The sequence below is a fragment of the Mesorhizobium sp. CNPSo 4670 genome (genome assembly GCF_057784235.1).
Genome location: NZ_JBWJFQ010000003.1, coordinates 340029 through 360839, shown reverse-complemented (window position 1 = coordinate 360839; position 20811 = coordinate 340029). Strand labels below are relative to the sequence as shown.

General features: G+C 64.0%; 20 protein-coding genes and 1 pseudogene. 17 read left to right on the top strand and 4 right to left on the bottom strand.

Features of this window, described 5'->3' with window-relative positions; genetic code table 11:
* Positions 1–53 precede the first annotated feature (53 nt).
* Genes AC0ZT5_RS08135 through AC0ZT5_RS08110 form a run of 6 tightly spaced genes read left to right on the top strand, consistent with a single transcriptional unit; the run spans position 54 to position 6218 of the window.
* The gene (locus AC0ZT5_RS08135) at positions 54–1037 is read left to right on the top strand and encodes an ABC transporter permease (protein WP_488495996.1); all 984 of its coding nucleotides are present in this window, start codon (positions 54–56) and stop codon (positions 1035–1037) included.
* Positions 1034–1936 (top strand): ABC transporter permease, encoded by a 903-nt coding sequence (locus tag AC0ZT5_RS08130; protein WP_488495995.1) that lies wholly within the window; start codon positions 1034–1036, stop codon positions 1934–1936. Before AC0ZT5_RS08135 ends, AC0ZT5_RS08130 begins: the two co-directional genes overlap by 4 nt.
* Entirely contained in the window at positions 1933–2748 is an 816-nt protein-coding gene (locus AC0ZT5_RS08125) for an ABC transporter ATP-binding protein (protein WP_488495994.1), read from the top strand. Before AC0ZT5_RS08130 ends, AC0ZT5_RS08125 begins: the two co-directional genes overlap by 4 nt.
* Positions 2749–2756: 8 nt before the next feature.
* The gene (locus AC0ZT5_RS08120) at positions 2757–3683 is read left to right on the top strand and encodes an ABC transporter ATP-binding protein (RefSeq protein ID WP_488495993.1); all 927 of its coding nucleotides are present in this window, start codon (positions 2757–2759) and stop codon (positions 3681–3683) included.
* A 21-nt stretch (positions 3684–3704) separates the two neighbouring features.
* A complete protein-coding gene (locus AC0ZT5_RS08115) occupies positions 3705–4181 on the top strand; it encodes a GNAT family N-acetyltransferase (RefSeq protein WP_488495992.1) in 477 nt (158 codons plus the stop codon).
* A 21-nt stretch (positions 4182–4202) separates the two neighbouring features.
* Positions 4203–6218, top strand: a complete 2016-nt coding sequence (locus AC0ZT5_RS08110) for a beta-N-acetylhexosaminidase (RefSeq protein ID WP_488495991.1) — start codon at positions 4203–4205, stop codon at positions 6216–6218.
* A 13-nt stretch (positions 6219–6231) separates the two neighbouring features.
* Here the strand turns inward: AC0ZT5_RS08110 and AC0ZT5_RS08105 are convergent, their stop codons facing one another.
* The gene (locus tag AC0ZT5_RS08105) at positions 6232–7437 is read right to left on the bottom strand and encodes an ROK family transcriptional regulator (RefSeq protein WP_488495990.1); all 1206 of its coding nucleotides are present in this window, start codon (positions 7435–7437) and stop codon (positions 6232–6234) included.
* Positions 7438–7650: 213 nt separating this feature from the next.
* Here AC0ZT5_RS08105 and AC0ZT5_RS08100 point away from each other — a divergent pair, with 213 nt between their 5' ends.
* The 3 genes and pseudogenes from AC0ZT5_RS08100 to AC0ZT5_RS08090 all read left to right on the top strand — a co-directional run bounded on the left by AC0ZT5_RS08100 (position 7651) and on the right by AC0ZT5_RS08090 (position 10862).
* A complete protein-coding gene (locus AC0ZT5_RS08100) occupies positions 7651–8673 on the top strand; it encodes an LLM class flavin-dependent oxidoreductase (protein ID WP_488495989.1) in 1023 nt (340 codons plus the stop codon).
* A 41-nt stretch (positions 8674–8714) separates the two neighbouring features.
* Positions 8715–9359, top strand: a complete 645-nt coding sequence (locus AC0ZT5_RS08095) for a ThuA domain-containing protein (protein WP_488495988.1) — start codon at positions 8715–8717, stop codon at positions 9357–9359.
* A gap of 25 nt (positions 9360–9384) precedes the next feature.
* Positions 9385–10862: pseudogene (locus tag AC0ZT5_RS08090) on the top strand (aldehyde dehydrogenase family protein).
* A 175-nt stretch (positions 10863–11037) separates the two neighbouring features.
* Here AC0ZT5_RS08090 and AC0ZT5_RS08085 read toward each other — a convergent pair.
* Positions 11038–13059 (bottom strand): amidase, encoded by a 2022-nt coding sequence (locus AC0ZT5_RS08085; protein WP_488495987.1) that lies wholly within the window; start codon positions 13057–13059, stop codon positions 11038–11040.
* A 209-nt stretch (positions 13060–13268) separates the two neighbouring features.
* On the opposite strand from AC0ZT5_RS08085, the gene AC0ZT5_RS08080 reads away from it, so the two are divergent.
* The 4 genes from AC0ZT5_RS08080 (at position 13269) to AC0ZT5_RS08065 (ending at position 15979) form a co-directional block, all read left to right on the top strand.
* Positions 13269–13544 carry a hypothetical protein gene (locus AC0ZT5_RS08080; RefSeq protein ID WP_488495986.1) on the top strand — a complete coding sequence of 92 codons (276 nt, stop codon included), beginning with the start codon at positions 13269–13271 and terminating at the stop codon, positions 13542–13544.
* Between the two features lie 281 nt (positions 13545–13825).
* Positions 13826–14023 carry a hypothetical protein gene (locus AC0ZT5_RS08075; protein ID WP_488495985.1) on the top strand — a complete coding sequence of 66 codons (198 nt, stop codon included), beginning with the start codon at positions 13826–13828 and terminating at the stop codon, positions 14021–14023.
* A gap of 256 nt (positions 14024–14279) precedes the next feature.
* Positions 14280–15038 carry an SDR family NAD(P)-dependent oxidoreductase gene (locus AC0ZT5_RS08070; protein WP_488495984.1) on the top strand — a complete coding sequence of 253 codons (759 nt, stop codon included), beginning with the start codon at positions 14280–14282 and terminating at the stop codon, positions 15036–15038.
* Positions 15035–15979 carry a sigma-70 family RNA polymerase sigma factor gene (locus AC0ZT5_RS08065; protein WP_488495983.1) on the top strand — a complete coding sequence of 315 codons (945 nt, stop codon included), beginning with the start codon at positions 15035–15037 and terminating at the stop codon, positions 15977–15979. The genes AC0ZT5_RS08070 and AC0ZT5_RS08065 overlap by 4 nt, the downstream gene beginning before the upstream one ends.
* A gap of 33 nt (positions 15980–16012) precedes the next feature.
* On the opposite strand, the gene AC0ZT5_RS08060 is transcribed toward AC0ZT5_RS08065, so the two are convergent.
* Complete coding sequence (locus AC0ZT5_RS08060; protein WP_488495982.1) at positions 16013–16579, bottom strand: TetR/AcrR family transcriptional regulator; 567 nt, start codon at positions 16577–16579, stop codon at positions 16013–16015.
* Between the two features lie 102 nt (positions 16580–16681).
* Here AC0ZT5_RS08060 and AC0ZT5_RS08055 point away from each other — a divergent pair, with 102 nt between their 5' ends.
* Entirely contained in the window at positions 16682–17497 is an 816-nt protein-coding gene (locus AC0ZT5_RS08055) for an oxidoreductase (RefSeq protein WP_488495981.1), read from the top strand.
* A 67-nt stretch (positions 17498–17564) separates the two neighbouring features.
* Positions 17565–18566 carry an NADP-dependent oxidoreductase gene (locus tag AC0ZT5_RS08050; RefSeq protein WP_488496109.1) on the top strand — a complete coding sequence of 334 codons (1002 nt, stop codon included), beginning with the start codon at positions 17565–17567 and terminating at the stop codon, positions 18564–18566.
* Positions 18567–18770: 204 nt separating this feature from the next.
* Here AC0ZT5_RS08050 and AC0ZT5_RS08045 read toward each other — a convergent pair whose 3' ends face one another.
* Positions 18771–19214: an SRPBCC family protein gene (locus AC0ZT5_RS08045; protein ID WP_488495980.1), complete on the bottom strand. Its 444-nt coding sequence runs from the start codon at positions 19212–19214 to the stop codon at positions 18771–18773.
* Positions 19215–19473: 259 nt separating this feature from the next.
* Here AC0ZT5_RS08045 and AC0ZT5_RS08040 point away from each other — a divergent pair, with 259 nt between their 5' ends.
* Positions 19474–20334 carry an FAD binding domain-containing protein gene (locus AC0ZT5_RS08040; RefSeq protein ID WP_488495979.1) on the top strand — a complete coding sequence of 287 codons (861 nt, stop codon included), beginning with the start codon at positions 19474–19476 and terminating at the stop codon, positions 20332–20334.
* Complete coding sequence (locus tag AC0ZT5_RS08035) at positions 20334–20810, top strand: (2Fe-2S)-binding protein (RefSeq protein WP_477282878.1); 477 nt, start codon at positions 20334–20336, stop codon at positions 20808–20810. The genes AC0ZT5_RS08040 and AC0ZT5_RS08035 overlap by 1 nt, the downstream gene beginning before the upstream one ends.
* Position 20811 lies beyond the last annotated feature (1 nt).

The following is a 20811-nucleotide window of genomic DNA, read 5'->3' as shown; positions in this document are numbered from 1 at the left end:
GGCGACAGCTTCTCCGCCGAACGGAGAAGGCAACCGAGCACAAGGAATAGCCGATGCGGATTCCTCTTCGACGGCTTGGGGTCTATTTCGTCGCCTTCCTGTTTGCCATCGTGATGAATTTCACCGTTCCCCGGCTGATGCCGGGAAGTCCGGTCGACGGCATGATCGCGCAGCTTGGGCCGCGCGCGACACCGGCGGCGATCGAGGCGATCAAGGCCCGTTTCGGCGCCGTCGAACAGCCGATCCTGGGGCAGTTCGTCGACTACATCACCGGCCTCGCCCGGTTCGATCTCGGCGTGTCGGTCAAATACTACCCGCAGACCGTCACCCAGGTTCTCGCCCGTTCGGCCGGCTGGACTGCCTTCCTGGTCACCACGGCGATCATCTTTTCCCTCTGCGTTGGAGTCTCCCTCGGCGCAGTGGCAGCCTGGCGGCGAGGCGGACGCTTCGATGCGTTCGTCTCGCCGTTTTCTGTCGTGCTGATCGCAATCCCGCCGGTCATCATCGGACTGGCGACCTTGTTCACCTTTGGCGTGACGCTGCGCTGGTTCCCGGTCGGCTATGCCTACAATCCCGACCTCGATCCGGGCCTGAACTTCACCTTTTTCGGCAGCGTATTCTGGCACGCGGTGATGCCGGTGCTGACGCTGTCGCCCTATCTGATCGGTGAATTCCAGACGACGATGCGCTCCTCGATGATCTCGGTGCTCGGCGAGGATTATGTCACCATGGGCCGCGCCAAGGGGCTCGGCGAGACCGCGGTGATGTTCTCCTATGCTGCGCGGAACGCCATGCTGCCGGTGCTGACCAATCTGGCTCTGATGCTGGGCGCCGTGTTCGGCGGCTCGATCGTCACCGAGATCGTCTTCAACTACCCGGGCCTGGGGCTGACGCTGTTCACCGCCAGTGTCGCGCGCGACTATCCGGTGATCCAGGGCCAGCTGCTGCTGATGACGATGGCGACGCTCGGCGCCAACCTGCTGGTCGACATCCTCTACGGTGTCGTCGATCCGCGCATCCGGGAGGAACGGACATGAATTTCGGTTGGCAACTCCTGTGGCGGCAGAAGAAGGCCGTCGCCGGCCTGATCATCGTCGCCGCGCTCTGTCTGATGGCGCTCTTCGCACCCATCCTGGCGCCGACCGATCCGGGCGAGCGGGTCGGCCGCTCGCACCAGCCGCCGACCGTCGAGCATTATTTCGGCACCACCAAGATGGGCCGCGACGTCTATGCGCAATTCGTCTGGGGTGCGCGCCCGTCGCTGGCGGTCGGTTTTGCCACCGGGCTGTTCATCACCGCACTTGGCACCATCATCGGGCTGGTCGCCGGTTATTTCGGCGGCCGCACCGATGCGACGCTGGACCTGATCACCAATGCGGTGCTGGTCATTCCCAACATCCCGCTCTTGATCCTGCTTGCCTCCTTCGCCGGCACGGTCGGTCCGGTCGCCATCATGATGATCATCGCTCTGACCTCGTGGCCGTGGGGGGCGCGCATGACGCGGTCGCAGGCGATGGCGCTCAGGAACCGCGAGTTCGTGACCGCGGCGCGCATGGTCGGCGAGCCATCCTGGCGCATCATCTTCGTCGAGATCCTGCCCAATCTGGTGCCGCTGATCGGCATCAACATCGTCGGCTCGATCATCTACGCCATCGTCGCGCAGACGACGCTCGAATATCTCGGCTTCGGCGATCCGCTCAACGTCACCTGGGGGACGATGCTCTACAATGCGCAGAATTCCTCCGCCATCATCGTGGGTGCCTGGTGGGACATCGGCGCGCCTGCCGTCGGCATCGCGCTGGTCGGGTTGGGCCTGGCGCTGTTGAACTTCACCTTCGACGAGATTGCCAATCCACAGCTGCGCTCCGGTCCGGCGCTCAGCCGCTGGCTGCGCCTCAGCCGGCTGCGCAAGCGCGAACTGGAGGCGGCACGGTGAACGAAGCGCTGCTGCAAATCCGCGATCTCAGCGTCGACTATCTCCTAGACAAGGGCGCCTTCCGCGCGGTCAAGAACGTGTCCTTCGACATCGGCCGTGGCGAACTGTTCGGGCTCGCCGGTGAATCCGGCTGCGGCAAGAGCACGATCGCCTACGCCATCACCCGGCTGGCCAAGGCGCCGGCCTGGGTGGCGGGCGGCGAGATCCTGCTCGACGGCCAAGATCTTTTGAAGCTGCCGGAAAGTCGGCTGCAGGAGGTGCGCTGGCGGCGGATCGGCATGGTGTTCCAGAGCGCGATGAATTCGCTCAATCCGCTGATGCGGGTCGAGGCGCAGTTCCACGACGTGCTGCGCCGGCATACCGGCTCGTCTCGCGAAAGATCGCGGGCGCGCGCCGAAGAGATGTTCAAGCTGGTCGGCATTCCGGCCAGCCGGCTGACCGACTATCCGCACCAGTTCTCAGGTGGCATGCGCCAGCGCATCGTCATCGCCATCTGCCTGGCGCTGAAGCCGGAGCTGATCATCATGGACGAACCGACGACCGCGCTCGACGTGGTCGTGCAGCGCGAAATCCTCGAGCAGGTCATCGACCTGCAGCGCGGCTATGGTTTCTCGGTGCTGTTCATCACCCATGACCTGCATTTGATGGCGCAGCTCTGCCACCGCATCGGGGTGATGCTGAAGGGCGAACTGGTCGAGGTCGGCGATGTCAGGCAGGTCAGCCGAGCGCCGGCGCACGACTACACGCGAAAGCTCTGGGGCGCGATCCCGCAACTGCCCGGCCATCCCCCGGTGAAGGACGCGATCACATGAATGCCGTGATGACTGTTCCCCCAGCAGCCATCGCGGCCGAGCCGATCGTCAGGCTGGACGGCATCGAGCGCAGCTTCGGCCTGGTGCAGGCGTTGCGCGGTGTCTCGCTGTCGCTGAAGGGCGGCCGTGCGCTGGCGCTGGTTGGAGAATCCGGCTGTGGCAAGACCACCTGCGCCCGCATCATCGCGCGCATGGACACGCCGACCGGCGGCGAGATGCTCTACCGCGGCCGCAACATCACGCGGACCGGCACGGCCGCCGAGGAAAAGGCCTACCGCCGCGCCGTGCAGATGGTGTTCCAGGATCCGTTCGCCTCGCTCAACCCGGTGTTTTCGGTACAGCATCATCTGGCGCGACCGCTGGCGCTGCACGGCCACGCCAGGAGCAAAGCGGAGCAGGTGCAGGGAGTCGCCGATCTCCTCAGTTGGGTCGGCCTCGAGCCGGCGCTGACCGCGCACAAGTTTCCGCATGAACTGTCGGGAGGCCAGCGCCAGCGCGTCAACATCGCGCGAGCGCTCGCCGTGCAGCCCGACGTGCTGGTCGCCGACGAGCCGACCTCGATGCTCGATGTCTCGATCCGCCTCGGCATCCTCGAACTCCTGGCGCGGATCAAACAGGAACGGCAACTGGCGCTACTCTACATCACACATGACATCGCCACCGCCGCCCATGTCGCCGAAGAGGTGATCGTGATGTTCGCCGGCCAGATGGTCGAGTGGGGTGATACACTCTCGGTGATCGGCGATGCCCGCCATCCCTACACGCAGCTGCTGCTTTCGGCGGTGCCGGATCCCGATCGGCCGTTCGTGGCTGGTGACAGCGCCCGCTTTCTCGGTCACGCCGAGGAGGTGCGACGCCTGAGCCGGCCATCCGCGACTGTGGTCAACAAGGTCGGTCCCAACCATTTCGTGCGCGCGCTTGGCGCGGTGTCCTGAAATCAACGCCATAGGGTCTCCATGGATTATCTGGTCAATCTTTCGCTGCTTTCGCCCGATCCCGAACTCGATGCGCGTGTCCGCCGTGCCGCCGTCACCATTCGCCGGGCGTTGGCGCCGGAACTCGAACTGGTGACTGGCTGGGTGCGGCAAACCTTCAACGCCGGCTGGTCGAGCGAGACGACGGTGGCATTTTCGCGCCAGCCGACCTCGTGCTTCATGGCGACGCGCGACGGCGGGCTGGTCGGCTTTGCCGTCTATGATTCTATCGCGCGTGGCTTCTTCGGTCCCACCGGCGTCGACGAGGCCGCGCGCGGCGCCGGCATCGGCCACGCGCTGCTGCTGGCAACGCTGCTCGACATGCGCGTCATGGGCTACGGCTACGCCATCATCGGCGATGTCGGTCCGTCCGAATTCTACGAGCGCACCGTCGGCGCGACGCGGATCCCGGACTCCGAACCCGGGGTCTATGCTGGCCTGCTCAACACCCATCCCTGATCTCTCGTTCGAAAGCTTGTCATGACGCTTCAATCCAAATCCGCATTCCGTCTGGAAACGACCTGGGCACCGGCCACCGCCACCGACAAGCTCGCCTATTCGCTGACGCTCACCAATTTGTCGTCGAAGGCCATCGAAGGTTTTCGGCTGTGCGTCAGCGGCCCGGCCCGCATCGATCCGGCCGTCACCGTCGAAGGCGGCAGGCTTTCGGAACGGCTGTCCAACCATTCCGAATTCGCGCCGCCAGACGGTTTCGTGCTGCAGCCGCGTGAGTCATGGACCGTCACCGCGCATGGGCTGAGCTATCCGCTGCGGCACTGGACCGACGGCGCCACCGCTGCCTACCTCGTGCTTGCCGATGGCACCGTAGCTCCTGTTGCGTTGGGTCCGACCAAGGCGATCGGCGACAATGCGGTGCTGAAGCGCGGTGCCGAAATCTATCCGGTGCCCGCGCAGGCGCCTGTGCCGGTTTCGGTCATACCGTGGCCGCGCACCGTTGCGGTCTCCGGCCGACGCGCTGTTCCGCAAGGTCTGGCACTTCGCCCGAAGGGGACGGCAGCAACCGATGCCGCCGGCGCGTTCGGTGACCTCGTCGACAGCCTGTTCGCCGTCGAAGGCATTGTGCGCAACGAGGCCGAAGGCGGGTTACCGGTCGATCTCGGCATCGCGGACGGATTTGGCCCGGAGGCCTATGGGATCCGCTTTTCAGCCGATGGCGTCGCGGTTTCGGCGAGCACGAAAACCGGATTGTTCTACGGGTTGGTCACGCTCGGCCAGATCCTGCGCGGGGCGCGATCGCACCCCGAGACGTTTCTGTTCCCGGCCGAAGGCGAAATCCGCGATGAGCCGGCGCTGGGCTGGCGCGGCACGCATCTCGACGTCGCCCGGCAGTTCTACGCAACGGCCGAGGTCAAGACTTTCCTGCGCATCCTTGCCTGGAACAAGCTCAACCGGTTCCACTGGCATCTGTCCGACGACGAGGCGTGGCGGGTCGAGATATCAGCCTATCCGGAGTTGACGAAGGTCGGCGCGTGGCGCGGCCATGGGTTGCCGGTGCCGCCTTTGCTGGGTTCGGGTCCCGAGCCGAGCGGCGGCTACTACACCAAGGCTGCCGTGCGCGAGGTCGTTCAACTGGCCGGCCAACTCGGTATCGAGGTGGTGCCGGAGATCGACGTACCGGGGCATTGTTATGCGATGCTGCAGGCGATGCGGGAGCTGCGCGATCCCGGCGAGAGCGGCGAGTATTTCTCGGTGCAGGGGTTTCCCAACAATTGCATCAATCCGGCACGACCGGAGACCTACATTGTGCTGGAAAAAATCCTCGACGAACTGATCGAGCTGTTTCCGTTCAAGACCATCCATGTCGGCGCCGACGAGGTGCCGCTGGGCGCCTGGTCCGGTTCGCCGCAGGCGCTGGCGCGGCTCACCGAGGTTGGCGGCGAGGGGCTGGCGGCCGCGCATGCCAAGCGCCTCAACGTGGTCACCAACACGCACGGCGCCGATGAGATCGACGGGTCGGGCGCGGCGGTGCTGCAGGCCGAGTTTCTCAAGCGCATACAATCGTTCCTTGCGTCGCGCGGCTGCGTCACCGGCGGCTGGCAAGAGGCGGCGCACGGCAACGTCATCGACAAGCAGAAAAGCTACCTCTGCGGCTGGCGAACGGTCGAAGCCTCGGCCGCACTTGCCGGCGAGGGCTACGCGATGGTGGTGTGCCCCGGCCAGGTCTATTACCTCGACATGGCCAACAGTCCGGCCTGGTCGGAACCGGGTGCGGCCTGGGCCGGCTGGTCCGATCCGGAAAAGCTGTATGGCTTCGATCCTGTCGAGGGCTGGACGGACGCACAGAAGACGAAACTGCTCGGCGTGCAGGCCTGCATCTGGTCGGAGCCGATGACCGACCGAGCCGTCTTCGACCGGCTGGTGTTTCCCCGCATCTCGGCGCTGGCGGAAACCGGCTGGACGCAGCCGGAGCAAAAATCCTGGGAGCGGTTCAAGGCGCTGGCCGGGCTGATGCCGGTGCTCTACGGAGCGAAGTAAGAGCCTCGTATGCCTAGGCGGAATGCGGCTTCTGCAGAACGTCGAACTGCGGGTTGGTTTCGGAGAAGATCGGCAGTGCGGCGGCACCGAGAACCGAAGTGTCCTTGCCGGCGGCGCCGACGAGAACCCGCGGCACGGTGCGGGCACTGGTCGAACTGACCGAGAGGTACAAGGGGTCGAGCCGGCTGGCCAGGAGCTCGATGACGCCGACCGGCATGAAACCGCCTAGGACGACGGTTTCGGGATCGAGCGCGAGTTCGAGCATGTTGATCGCCTGGCGCAGCGGATCGATTGCCTGGGCTACCCATGCTTCCAGACTGTCGCCTTTGGCCAGCAGTGCCTGGAGCAATTCCGGCGAGGCATGATCGGGGTCGGGGATTTCCAGGCACTCATAGGCGGCGCGCAACGAGACATAGCGTTCGAGACAGCCGCGCTTGCCACAGCCGCATTCGAGGCCGCCGGGCTTGACGATCATGTGGCCGATCTCGCCGGCATTGTGGCGGCTGCCCTTGTAGAGATGGCCGTCAAGGAACAGGCCGGCGCCAAGGCCGGTGCCGATGAACAAATAAACGAAGCTGCCGAGGTTGCGGGCAACGCCATAGAGCCGTTCGCCGATGGCGGCAGCGGTGGCATCGTTCTCAACTGTGACCGGAATGCCGGTCAGCCGCTGCAATTCTTCAGCGACGGGAAAATCCTGCCAGCCGGGCAGCGCTGTTGGCCCGACCGAGGTCATGCCCTCGACGTCGAACGGGCCCGGCATCGCCATGCCGATGCCAAGCAGGCGGCCGCGGTCGAAACGAAACTTGCGCATCAGGTCGCCGGCTATCGCGGCCAGCAAGGGCATAGCCTGCGCCGGCGTCGGCCGGTCGACCGGGCGCTCGATGCGGGCGCGAACCGTGCCGGACAGATCGGTGATGACGCCGACCGCCAACTGGTGGTCGAGCTGCAGACCGATCGAATAGCCGCCGTCGGGATTGATAGAGTAGGGGACCGCCGGCTGGCCGCGTGCGCCCTTCAGCGTGGCTTGCGCCCGAAGCAGCTGTTCCCGCTCGAGTTCCTCGACGATGTTGGAGATGGTCTGCGTGCTCAGCGCCGTCAGGCGCGCGATCGCTGCCCGCGACAATGCCCCGTTGGTCCTGATCGCTTCGATCACGACGCGGCGATTGTGTGACTTGGCCTGTTCGAGATTGGTACCAGCGATGGCTTTTCTAGGGGGCATGTGCGCTTACCAACGAACCTTCCGCAGAAAACAAATCAAGTTGATTTAATTATACGCAATGGTAGCTACCACTTCTAGCGGGTTTCGCAATGGCAGCGCCATCGTGCCACGCGCGGATCAGCATTATTTGATGCCATCAGCGCAGCCTGAAGACGCCAAGATCGGCGAGCAACGGCTTTGCATTCCATCCGCCACTTCCATATATCGCAAGGCATGAAAAAAATCGGTTTCCTGTCATTCGGGCACTGGACGCCCTCATCGCAATCACAGACGCGGTCAGCATCGGACGCACTGCTGCAGTCCATCGACCTCGCCGTCGCCGCAGAGCAACTTGGCGCGGACGGCGCCTATTTCCGCGTTCATCATTTCGCTCGTCAGCTCGCTTCGCCGTTCCCGCTGCTGGCGGCCGTTGGCGCGAAGACCAGCCGGATCGAAATCGGCACCGCGGTCATCGACATGCGCTACGAAAATCCGCTCTACATGGCCGAGGACGCCGGTGCTGCCGACATCATCGCCGGCGGCCGCCTGCAGCTTGGCATCAGCCGCGGCTCGCCGGAGCAGGTGATCGACGGCTGGCGCTACTTCGGCTACGCCCCGGCGGAAGGACAGAGCGACGCCGACATGGCGCGGCATCACGCCGAAGTCTTCCTCGATACGCTGCGGGGCGAGGGGTTCGCACAGCCCAATCCACGGCCGATGTTCCTCAACCCGCCCGGCCTGCTGCGACTCGAGCCGCATTCGGAGGGCTTGCGCGAGCGGATCTGGTGGGGTGCGGCCACCAACGCCACCTCGGAATGGGCGGCGAAACTGGGCATGAACCTGCAGAGTTCGACGCTCAAATTCGACGAGAGCGGCAAGCCGTTCCACATCCAGCAGGCCGAGCAGATCCGGGTCTACCGCGAGGCCTGGAAGGCGGCCGGCCATCAACGCGAGCCGCGCGTCTCGGTCAGCCGCAGCATCTTCGCGCTGGTCGACGATCGCGACCGCGCATATTTCGGGCACGGCAACCAGAGCAGCGACCAGATAGGCTTCATCGAGGCGAACACCAAGGCGATCTTCGGGCGCAGCTACGCCGCCGAACCGGATGTGCTCATCAAGGAATTGGCACAGGACGAGGCGATCGCCGAGGCCGACACGCTGCTGCTCACCGTGCCCAACCAGCTCGGCGTCGACTACAATGCCCATGTCATCGAGGCGATCCTGACCCATGTCGCTCCGGCGCTGGGCTGGCGCTGAGCCCGGATCGATCGAGGCGAAATAGCTGCAGGGAGGACAACATGCCGAAGAAAGCCTTGATCGCCTGGGGCGGCTGGCCGGGCCATACGCCGGAGCAGAGTGCGAAGGTCGTGCGCGGTCTGCTCGAACGGAACGGCTTCGACGTCACGCTCGGCGAGGGCACGGCGATGTTCGCCGATCCGAAGCTCAGCGCATTCGATCTCATCGTGCCCGTGATCACGATGTCGACGATCGAAAAGGCCGAACTTCAGAACCTGGTTCTCGCGGTTCGCCAGGGCAGTGGCCTTGGCGGATTTCACGGCACGATGTGCGACAGTTTCCGCAGCGAAACCGATTATCAGTTCATGACGGGCGGCCAGTGGGTCGCGCATCCCGGCGACATCATCGACTACACGGTCGCCGTCACCATGCCAGACGATCCGATCACAAGCGGCGTCAGTGATTTCGCCTACCGATCGGAGCAGTACTATATGCATGTCGATCCGGGCAACGAGGTGCTGGCCACGACCACCTTCACCGACGCGCATTTCCCGGGGATCGGCGGCGTTGTCATGCCGGTGGTATGGAAGCGTCGCTATGGGGCTGGAAAGGTTTTTTACAGCGCGCTGGGACACAATGCCGAGGAGTTCGCGGTCCCAGAAATGGCCTTGATTGTCGAGCGCGGCCTTGTCTGGGCAGCCCGCTAGGCTGGTGCTAACTAGGGACAGGACCATGACGGTGTCGGTGAAAGACCTGCCGCTGCACACGCCCATCGATGGCCGGCACCGCAAGATGCTGATCGATGGCGCCTGGTGCGATGCGCTGAGTGGCCGCACTTTCGAGACGCGCAATCCCGCCACCGGCGCCGTGATCGGCACTGTGCCGCTCTCCGACTCAAGCGATATCGACCTTGCGGTGGCGGCGGCGCGGCGCGCCTTCGATGGACCGTGGAGCCGGTTCAAGCCCTATGAGCGCCAGCTGCCGATCTGATGGAGCGGCATTGGGAGGAGATCGCGCTTTCCGACACGACGGACATGGGCATGCCCATCGTGCGCACGCTCGCCAACAAGAACCGCGTGCTCGGCATGCTGCGCTTCTACGCCGGCATGGCGACGTCGATCCATGGCCACACGATCGGCAATTCGCTGCCGGGCGAGATCGTCTCCTACACCCGCAAGGAGCCTGTCGGCGTGGTCGGCGCGATCATTCCCTGGAACGCGCCGACAGCCGCGTCGATCTGGAAGATCGGCCCGGCGCTGGCGGCCGGCTGCACCATCGTGCTGAAGCCTTCCGAGGAAGCGCCGCTGACGCCGCTGTTGATCGGCGCGCTGATGATGGAGGCCGGCGTGCCCGGGGGCGTCGTCAACGTCGTCACTGGCACCGGCGCGGAAGCCGGCGCGTCGCTCGCCGCCCATATGGACGTCGACAAGATCGTCTTCACTGGCTCCACAGTGACCGGCCAGAGCATCCTGCGCGCCTCGGCCGGCAACATGAAGCGTGTCTCGCTGGAGCTTGGCGGCAAGTCGCCGGTCATCGTCTGCGCCGACGCGGATCTCGAGCGCGCCGTGCCGGTAGCGGCAATGTCGGTGTTCGCCAATTCCGGCCAGATCTGCATCGCCGGGTCGCGGCTGTTCATCGAACGGCCGATCTATGAGGAATTCGTCGAGCGGGTCTCGGCCTATGCGGCAAAACTCAGGATCGGCGACGGCGCCGACCCTGAAACCGAGATCGGGCCGCTGATTTCGCCCAAGCAGCTCGAACGCGTCACCGGCTACATCGAGGACGGCACCAGGCAAGGTGCCAGGCTGGTCACCGGCGGCAACCGCATCACCGAAGGTGGGCTCGGTGCGGGCAACTTCATGGCGCCCAGTGTGTTCTCAGGCGTTACCGATGACATGCGCATTGCCCGCGAAGAGATCTTCGGCCCAGTGATTTCGGCGCTGCCCTTCGACACGCTGGACGAGGTGGTGCGGCGCGGCAACGACACGCACTATGGGCTGGGTGCCGGCGTGTTTACCCGCGACGTCGGCAAGGCGCATCAGCTGGCAAACCGCCTGCGCGCCGGCTCCGTCTGGGTCAACACCTATCACGCCATCGACCCCGCGGTCCCCTTTGGCGGCTACAAGATGAGCGGCTACGGACGCGAAGGTGGCGCCGAGCATCTCGACGAATATCTCAATACCAAGGGAGTCTGGATCAGGACGGACTGAGAGACCGGAAGCGCAGAAAGCGCCGCCAGATAGCCCCAGGAGTAGAGTTTCCAAACGGTGCTCACGTATTATTCAAATGTAGGCTCCGCTCCGGTTCTCGAAAACACCACCATATGACTCGCAGGAATGAGTTTCGAAACAACCTCTGGACGCCGCGCGATCCGCAAGGCCATATTCACTCGATACCACCCGTGACCGCATAAGCGCCGGCGGTGCGGCCATCCTCCAGCCGCACGACCGCTGTCACGATCGAGCCATACGAGCCGCGCCAGACGCTGTGGAAGCGGTGATGCTCGGCAGTCGGGACAAGCGCACTCCCGCTGAAGCGCGCGCCGCTTCGCTGCAGCGTGACGGCCTCTCCGTTGACGTGCAGCTTGACGCTCGCCGCTTCGGTTACCTCGCCTGGCAGGTCGAGCGCGATGATAATCTCGTCCTGATTACCCGAAGCCCGCGTCTCGGCGGCAAGCGTGATGGCGAGCGGTGGCGCCTTGCTTTTCGAGGCTTGGCCGGGACGGCTTGGAAAGACATCGTCGGCCAATTCGGGCGTGCGCGGAGGACGGGTGCGGCGCTGAGTGGAGCGCTCGAAATCGCCGGCCATGCGCAGCAGCCTTTCGTCGTCATAGGCCTTGCCAGCGAAGGTGAGGCCGACCGGCATGCCGATGTCGGCCATGGTTCCCATCGGCACTGTGACGGTCGGAATGCCGAAATGGCGCCAGACCAGATTGCCGTTGGCGACCCAGGTACCGTTGCGCCAGGCAAGCGCGGCCGAGGCCTCGTTGACGTCGGCATCGGCAGGCCCGACATCGGCGGCGGCGGGCAGCACCACGGCATTGATGCCCTGTGCGTCGAGCCAGTCCTCGAAATCGATCCGCCGTGTCGCCTCCAGTCCCTTCAGGCCGTCCGCGAGCGTTGGAATATCTGCGACGGGCGTGATACCCGATCTAGCCCGCTCGACATATTCCGAAAGGTCGAAGCCGCCTTCATAGCGGTCAGGCAGCGTGCCCGGCGGTTGCGGAAAGATCTTTGGGCCGTCGACCGAGACGAGATCGGGCAGCGCCGGGTCGGCATTGGCCCGCAGGAAATCGTCCCAACCCCAGATGCAGAGATCCCAGATTTCACGGTTGGCGAAGTCCTGGGGCACCAGCCCGCGCTCGACCATGGTGCGCGCGCCGGGACGGTCGCGCTCGTAGTTGGAGACAACGGGAAAATCGACCTCGACCACCTCGGCGCCTAGCCGCGTGAGATCGGCCGCCGCCTGTTCCCACAGGACAAGCACCGAGGCGCGGATTTCGATCGGCTGATCGGCCCCGTTGTCGCGGCCGATATACATTTTGGGGACGCCCAGGCGCGCGCCCTTGAGCGAGCCGGCAAGCTTGAGATCGGTGTAGCGCGGCGGTCGCACGTCGGAGCTTTTCGGCAGCTCGACCCAGGGCTGCGCGCGCCAGAAATCGCCTCGTGTCTCAGGGTCGTCGGCAACGATCACTTCGAGCAGTTCAAGTAGGTCGGGCACGCTGCGGGTATGCGGCACCACGACATCCATGGTCGGCACCAGCGGCCAGTTGCCGCGCACCGAAATAATGCCGCGCGACGGCGTGTAGGCGACCAGCGCGTTGTTGGTGGCCGGCGCCCGGCCTGACGACCAGGTTTCCTCGCCCAGCCCGAATGCGCAGAAGCTGGCTGAGGTCGCCGTGCCGGAGCCGTTGGACGAGCCCGACGCGAAGGCGGCGGTCAGGAAGTCGGCATTGTAGGGGCTTTCGGCGCGGCCATAGACGCCGCGCTGCATGCCGCCATTGGCCATCGGCGGCATGTTGGTGAGGCCGATCAGCACCGCGCCGCCGGCGCGCAGCCGGGCGATGGTGAAGGCGTCCTCGTTGGCGACGAGATGCTCGAAGGCCGGCGAGCCGGCGGCCACCGTCAGGCCGGCGACCTTGTAGCTGTCCTTGGCGGTGTAGGGGATGCCGTCGAGCGGTCCGAGCGTGGCACCGTTGCGGCGGCGCCGGTCGGAAGCGGCGGCCTCCTCGAACATCGCTGGGTTGAGTACCGGGACCGCGTTGAGGGTAATGCCGTGGCGGTCGAAATGCGCGATGCGCCTGAGATATGCCCCGACCAGTTCGACGCTGGTGACAGCGCCGCCATCGAGCGCGCGGCGCAATTGCTCGATCGTCGCTTCGACTAGATAAAGGCTGGCATCGGTCATCACGGCTTCCAAGCTGTCGTTGCAATCCCATGGATGAGCGAGGCCGCCGGCTTCGGCAAGAGCCAATCGCGATGGTCTTCGATGGCATTTGGTATTCCTGCGGCAGCGTGTCCCGCTGAGCTTACGGAACCGCGCCGTATGGGAACTTTTGTCCGGCTGGCGGTTTTGGATGTATGGTGTGATTCAGAATAGCCAGGAGGGTGTTGCCGATGACCACGAAATGCTTTGCGATCTTGGCTCTCGCTTTTGCGATAGGCTCAAATCTTTGCGGTTCGGCGTTCGCCGGCGACCGGCATTCCCACCACCAGGCCCAATTCGAACGCTACGTCCCCGCCGATGACGACCTCATCAACTTCCTTTTCGGCGGCCCGCGTTATTATGACCAGCAGTTGGTCACCACGGCGGCCGGACCGTGCTCCTACAATCGCGTTGGGCCCGACGCGAATGCGCTCAACAAGATCAACGATCATCATTGCGGCAAATAAGCCCGCTCAGCGCCTGTTTGGAAACTCTATTCTGGCGGCCATCTGAAGCGTTTCTGCGCTTCCCAACAGCGCATTCCTGGGCTTGCGGCATACAAACCCACCCGGTGCGCTACGGCCATCGAAGCCATCCAGCCCGGTAACGAGCCGTCGCTGCCGTCCGCTTGAGCACCGCCGCGGATGTGGCGTCAAAAAATCATACCGTAAGGGAAACCACGCCCTGTCGTCGAAAGCCTGGGTGAGGCATGGGGAGCATGAAGGAGGCTGCATTGGGAGATGACACGATGTCTGATCGGGACGACCTGATCCGCACGGCCATCGGGCGGCTGCTTTCCGAGAAAACCGGCGCCGCCGTCATATCGATGAGGGAGTGCATTGCCGAGCTTTTGGCGCTGACCGGTGCCACGCTGGACGAAAACCTGCAGGACCTGCTCCTGGAAATGGCCGAAGTCCGCGGCACGATCGTCACTCTCGATGTTTAGAGCAATCCAAGGCGCAGGGCTTCGGCTTTAGAGAGATCGTCAAGGTGATGTTCACGGCGACGATTTCACCGGCGGTGCCTTCGGCGTCGTCGGGCCTGCCAGCACGTTCGCTACATTGCTGCCGCACTATCTTGTCGGGCTCAGCTAATGGTCGGCACCGCACTCGCCATCCGCTGACGTGCGAGCCGCACGACAGGCTGACTCTTTTCCCGAACCTCAAACGTCTTAGCTACAGTCAAGCAATGGAGCAGGATCAATGAGCCTCAGGGATAAAACTGTCGTGGTCACCGGTGGCAGCCGCGGACTTGGCCTCGGATTTGTCGAGGCCCTGATCGAACATGGCGCCAGGGTGACGGTCGTCGCCCGCGGTGCCGAGGCGCTGGAAGCGGTCAGTGCGCGGCTCGGGGTCGCCACCATCGCCGCCGACGTCACGGACGAAGACTCTGCTTACCGCATCCTTGGTGAGGTCCGCCCGGATATACTGGTGCTGAACGCTGGTGCGACACCGCGGATGGGCCGGCTGGATCAGTTGAAGTGGGAGGATTTCTCCATAGCTTGGGAAACCGACGTCAAAGCCGGGCTTTATTGGTTGCAGGCAGCGCCCAACCTGCCGCTCAAACCGGGCAGCCGCGTGCTGGTGGGGTCGAGTGGCGCGGCTGTTGCCGGATCGCAGATGTCTGGCGGTTATGGTGGCTCCAAACGCATGCTTTGGTTCATGGCCAAATACGCCAATGGCGTCTCGCAGGAGAAGAACCTCGGAATCCGCTTCCAGGCGATCGTGCCGCGGCAGATAATCCCCGGCACTGGAATCGGGGATGCAGCGGCCAACGCCTATGCGGGTTCCATGGGCATCACATCGGAACAGTTCGTCGCCCGCTTCGGTGCGGCGATGCCCCCCCGGGCGTTCGGCGATAGGGTGGTTTCCGTGCTGGAAGATCCGCAATATGCCGAGGGCGTCGTCTTCGGCCTCAACGGCGATGCCGGAGTGACCGTCATGGAGGGCGCGACGCCTTGAGCTATAGAGGGCCTGCCGTGGACCGCGACCGCCAGGAGGGGCTCCTTGCCCTTGCTGTCGCGTTGCGGCCGGAGCTGCACCGCTATTGCTCGCGCCTGATGGGATCGGTCATCGACGGCGAGGATGTCGTGCAGGACACCTTTGCCCGAGCCTTCATTGCCCTGGACGAGCTGTGCGACGTGCCGCAACTGCGACCCTGGCTGTTCCGGATCGCCCACAATCGAGCGCTGGACCTGCTGCGCAGTCGCGCGATCCGTATCGCGGAGCCCATCGAGGCGGCCCTCGAAATTGTCGACGACGCCAAAGCCGACCCGGTGGAGATGCTGATGCGCAGGCAGGCCGTCCAAACCGCGGTGTCGCGCTTTGCGGAACTGCCGGTCCTCCAGCGCAGCGTCATCATCCTGAAGGATGTGCTCGACGAGCCGCTGGTCGAGATCGCCAGCCTGCTGGATATCACGGTCGATGCCGTGAAGGGGCATCTGGCGCGTGGTCGCGCCCGGCTTCGGGAGATCAACGCAAACGCCAACCCGTTGCCCGATGCGCGCATCGCGTCCGCGGCAGTGGTTCGCTATGCCGCCCTGTTTAACCAACGCGACTGGGACAGTTTGCGCGCGCTGCTTGCCGACGACGTGAAGCTCCATCAGTCCCTGCACCCGCCGCGCTCGGGTGCCGCCGATGTCGGCATGTTCTTCACGATCTATGCCAAGGGCGATGACGTTTGGGTCACGCCCGCCTGGCTCGAAGGCCGCGAGGTGATTGCGGTGTTCGAACACCGGACCGCCCCGAAGCCCGACTATTTTATGTGGCTGGAGTGGCGGGAAGGGCGGATACGTTTCATCCGCGACTATCGCTATGTCCGCTATGTCGCCGACAATGCGGAACTGGTTCTGGCCGGGGACGCTGGCTCTTCCGGTCGCAGCACCGGCACTGATAAGGGATGACTTGGCGCGCATCGCTGTGCCCGCCCCGCCGTCCTAGCGCTGCTGGATCAGCGTCCGCGCCACATCTTTGCCCGCCGCAAGAATACGATCCGACAATTCGGTTCCTTCCACCGCGCGGGCCAGTTGCAGCGCACCGATGAGCGTTGCGAAGACACCCAGTGCGGTGCCTTCCGGGTCCTTGTCCCGCGGAATTGCTGCAGCCAACTGGCGCACCAAGGTCAGCAAGTGGTCGGTATAGACTTCGCGCGTTTCAGGTGGCTGACGCGCGAGCTCCGGCAGCAGCGCGGCGGAGGCGCAGCCCTTTCCCGGATTGTCCCGGTGCTCGGCGGACAGATATGCCTCTATGCCCATCTCCGGGCCACCGGAGGCCAGCGCTTCCGCCAGTTGCTGCGACTGAATCTCCATAGCTGCCGCGACGCTTTCGCGGACAAGCTCCGCCTTTGATTGAAAGTGCGGATAGAAGGCGCCGTTCGTCAGTCCGGCGTCGCTCATGATGGTTGCCAGTCCGGACGCGGCTATGCCGTCACCGCGAAAACGATCGGCGGCAACCTCCATGATCCGGCCCCGTGACGCGTCCTTTCGGCCCTTTTCGTAGCGCATGGCCGCGATTCCTTTCTGCTATTGCATTATGATCATAATTTGATATTATGAGTGTAATTTAACTCACGCGATAAAGCTAGCCCTCATGGTTTGGAGCACGAAATGAAAATGAATTCCGGAAAAGCCGCTGTCGTGACGGGAGCCTCCTCGGGCATTGGCCGCGCCACCGCCGAGGCCTTGGCGCGGGCAGGGTTTACCGTCTTCGGCACGAGCCGCCGCAAAGCCAGCAACGGCCCGGACGGGGTGACCATGCTGGTTTGCGACGTGACCGACGGTGAGGCCGTCGCCGCGCTTGTTTCGACTGTGCTCTCACAGACCGGCCGGATCGATCTCCTGGTCAACAATGCCGGTGTCGGCCTGCTTGGCGGCGCGGAGGAATCCTCGGTCGCACAGGTGCAGTCGATGTTCGACGTCAATCTGTTCGGCGTCATGCGCGCGACCAATGCCGTGTTGCCGTCGATGCGGGGACGCGGCGAAGGGCGCATCATCAACATCGGCTCGGTGCTGGGCCTCGTACCGGCACCGTATGCCGCGCACTATTCGGCAGCCAAGCACGCGCTCGAAGGCTATTCGGAATCGCTCGATCACGAAGTTCGTGCCTTCAATATTCGCGTCTCGGTCATCGAGCCGGCATTCGTGCGCACCGTCTTCGACCAGAACGGGATTGAGCCGGATTCCTTGTTGAAAGAATACGACCTGGCCCGGGCCGGGGTCGACGCTCTGCTTCGCGATGTGATGCCCAAGGCCGATCGGCCGGAAGTGGTGGCGGAGGTCGTCGTCAGGGCCGCGACCGATGCTTGCCCGCGACGCCGCTACACCGCCGGCAGGGCCGCACGGCAGGTCAGCATCCTGCGCCGTTTTGCGCCCGCGGCGATATTCGACAAGAGCTTACGCAAGCAGTTCCGCCTCCCGGTCTGAACATCAGCGGGGCAAGAGATTTCACGCCCATGAGACACACCAAAATCCCTTTCAGAAAGTCACTGCCATGAAGGCATTCGTCGTCGACAAATATAACAAGAAGGGCATTCTGCGGCTGGCCGAGATGCCCGAGCCGGAGCTCGGGGACAACGATGTCCTGGTCGAAATCCATGCCGCAGGGGTGAACCTCCTGGATGCCAAGATCAAAACCGGGGAGTTCAAGCCCATCCTGCCGTATCGCCCTCCGTTCATCCTGGGCCACGACGTGGCCGGGAAGGTGATCCGCGTGGGATCAAAGGTCCGCAAGTTCAGATCCGGCGACGAGATCTATGCGCGGCCGCGCGATGGCCGGATCGGGACATTCGCCGAGTTCATCGCCATCAACGAAGCCGACGTGGCCTTGAAGCCCGAGAATCTCAGCATGGAAGAGGCTGCCTCGATCCCCCTGGTTGGTCTGACCGCCTGGCAGGTGCTTGTCGAAAGGGCAGGTTTGAAAAAGGGGCAAAAGGTCTTCATTCAGGCTGGCTCCGGCGGCGTGGGGACATTCGCCATACAGCTGGCGAAGCATCTCGGCGCGACGATTGCCACAACCGCTGGTGCGGCGAGTGCCGATCTGGTCAGGGGTCTCGGCGCCGATGTCGTCGTCGATTACAGGAAAGACGATTTTGAGAAAGCCCTGTCGGGCTACGACGTCGTCTTGAACAGCCAGGACCCCAAAACGCTTGAAAAATCCCTGAATGTGCTGAAACCGGGTGGGAAGCTCATCTCCATTTCCGGCCCACCGGATCCCGAATTTGCCAGGGAAAAGGGCCTGAACCTGATGCTGAGATTGATACTGCGCCTGTTGAGTCGCGGTATTCGGACCAGGGCCAGGCGCCGTGGGGTGATGTTTTCGTTCCTTTTCATGTGGGCGCAGGGCGATCAGCTGGGCAAGATCACCTCTCTCATCGAATCCGGAGCCATTCGCCCGGTTGTCGATCGGGTCTTTCCATTCGAAGCGATCAATGAGGCTCTGGCTTACGTCGAAAGCGGGCGTGCGAAGGGCAAGGTCGTCATCAAGGTGAGATAGCGCTACATCGTTCCCGCGATGCCGGTGCTCGGCCAACGCCTGGGACACGGCGTGCGCAACATTCGAGCGGATTTGCGCGGAGGACAAGAACGAGCGGAGAGCTGGCGTTGACGTTGATCGACGGCCGGTTTCCGGCCGCCGCATCCACCGCCGCAGCTATTTGTTTTTACGCAATTGCGCTGTGCAGTTTTCCTGGAATTGCTATCATTGATTGATCTCGGGTTCGACGAGCCTTGCCAGGTTCCTGAGCGACTCCTGCCAGCCGAGATAGCAGGCCTCGACCGGAATGACGTCCGGAATGCCTGCCTGGGTGATGTCAATTTCGGTGCCGACCGACACTTTTTTCAAGATTACGGTCACCTGGATCTCGCCGGGCAGGTTGGGATCGTCGAACCTGTCAGTGTAGCGCAGGCGTTCGGCCGGAACGAGTTCGAGATACTCGCCGCAGAAGGAATGGCTGTTGCCGGTCGTGAAGTTGCGGAAGGACATCTTGAACGTGCCGCCGACCTTTGCCTCGAGGTGATGGACCGTGCAGGTAAAGCCGTTCGGCGGAAGCCACTTCGCCAGCGCGTCCGCTTCAACGAAGGCGCGATAGATCTTCTCCGGGCTGGTCGTCATAACGCGATGCAAATGTACGGTGCCGGGCATATCCTTTATCCTTTCACGATGTCTATTCGATGCCCCTAGGACGAACGAGGCTTGGCCAGTCCGACACACGCTCTCGGATTTTTGAAGGCCTGGCCGCAAGCCTGTCCGGCTGCGCACGGCTTGGCGTACGCCGGTTGAGGTTGATGTGGGACTCGATTTTGCGGCGCCTGGCCTAATCGACGCAAATGCGGAACCGGATAGCCATTGTGAGGAGACTGTTTATAACGGTCGCTGAGATCGCAAGGACCAAGGGGAGACGATGCGCTACATACGTCCGCTTTCAATCGAAGATGCCGTTGGCCAGCTGGCCGCGGCGACAGGTACGGCCGCCATTCTTGCCGGGGGCAGCGACCTGCTGGTGAGGATGAAGGGCGGCTTTGTCGAACCCGACCTGATCGTCGACATCAAGGCGATCGAGGCTTTGAGTGAAATCAGGGAAACGGCCGACGGCTTCAGCATCGGTGCCGCTGTCCCCTGCGCCGTCCTCGGCGAGAGCTCTGCCCTGAAGAAGGCATGGCCCGGCGTCGTCGAAGCGGCCAAGCTGATCGGCTCGAAGCAGGTGCAGGGGCGCTGCACGATCGTTGGCAATCTCTGCAACGCCTCGCCGGCTGCCGACAGCGTGCCGGCGCTGGTGGCGGCCGGCGCCAGGGCATCGGTCGTCGGCCCGGGGGGCAGGCATACGATTCCCGTAGGAAGCGTGCCGACCGGGCCGGGGAAGACGTCGTTGGCCAAAGGCGAAATCATCGAGGCGATCCTGCTCGACAAGCGCGCGCCGCGCTCGGGCGATGCCTACCTGCGCTTCATTCCCCGTACGGAAATGGATATCGCGGTGGTCAGCGCCGGCGTGAACCTGACGCTCGACGAACACGGCGTCGTCACAGCGGCCCGCGTGGCGCTGGGAGCCGCGGCACCCACGGTGCTGCTGGTGGAAGAGGCAGCCGAGGCCCTTATCGGCAGGAAGCTGGACGAAGCCGCGCTTGAAAGGCTCGCCAAGGTCTGCTTTGGCGCCTGCCGCCCCATCGACGACAAGCGGGGCACCATCGAATTCAGAAGGAAAGTTGCGGGTGTGCTGGCCAAGCGGGCCGCCACGACCGCCTATGCACGTGCAGGAGGCAAGTGATGGCTGGTGTAGCAGTCTCAACCACAATCAACGGCGACAGCGTCGAGTACCTTTGCCAGCCGGACGAGACGCTGCTCGACGTCTTGCGCGATCGCCTGGGGCTGACGGGCGTCAAGGAAGGCTGCGGCACCGGCGACTGCGGCGCCTGCAGCATCATCCTCGACGACCGGCTGGTGTGCTCCTGCCTGGTGCTCGGCGCGGAAGCCGAGGGCCGCCGTGTCGAGACCGTCGAGGGCATGGCGCATGGCGACAGGCTGCATCCGCTGCAGCAAAAATTCCTCGAGCACGCAGCACTGCAATGCGGCATCTGCACGCCTGGCTTCCTGATCGCGGCCAAGGACCTGCTGGCCAAGAACCCCGATCCGACCGAGGAGGAAATCCGCTTCGGCCTCGCCGGGAACCTCTGCCGCTGTACCGGCTACGACAAGATCGTGCGTGCCGTTCAGGACGCGGCAAACGTGATGAAGGGAGCATGAC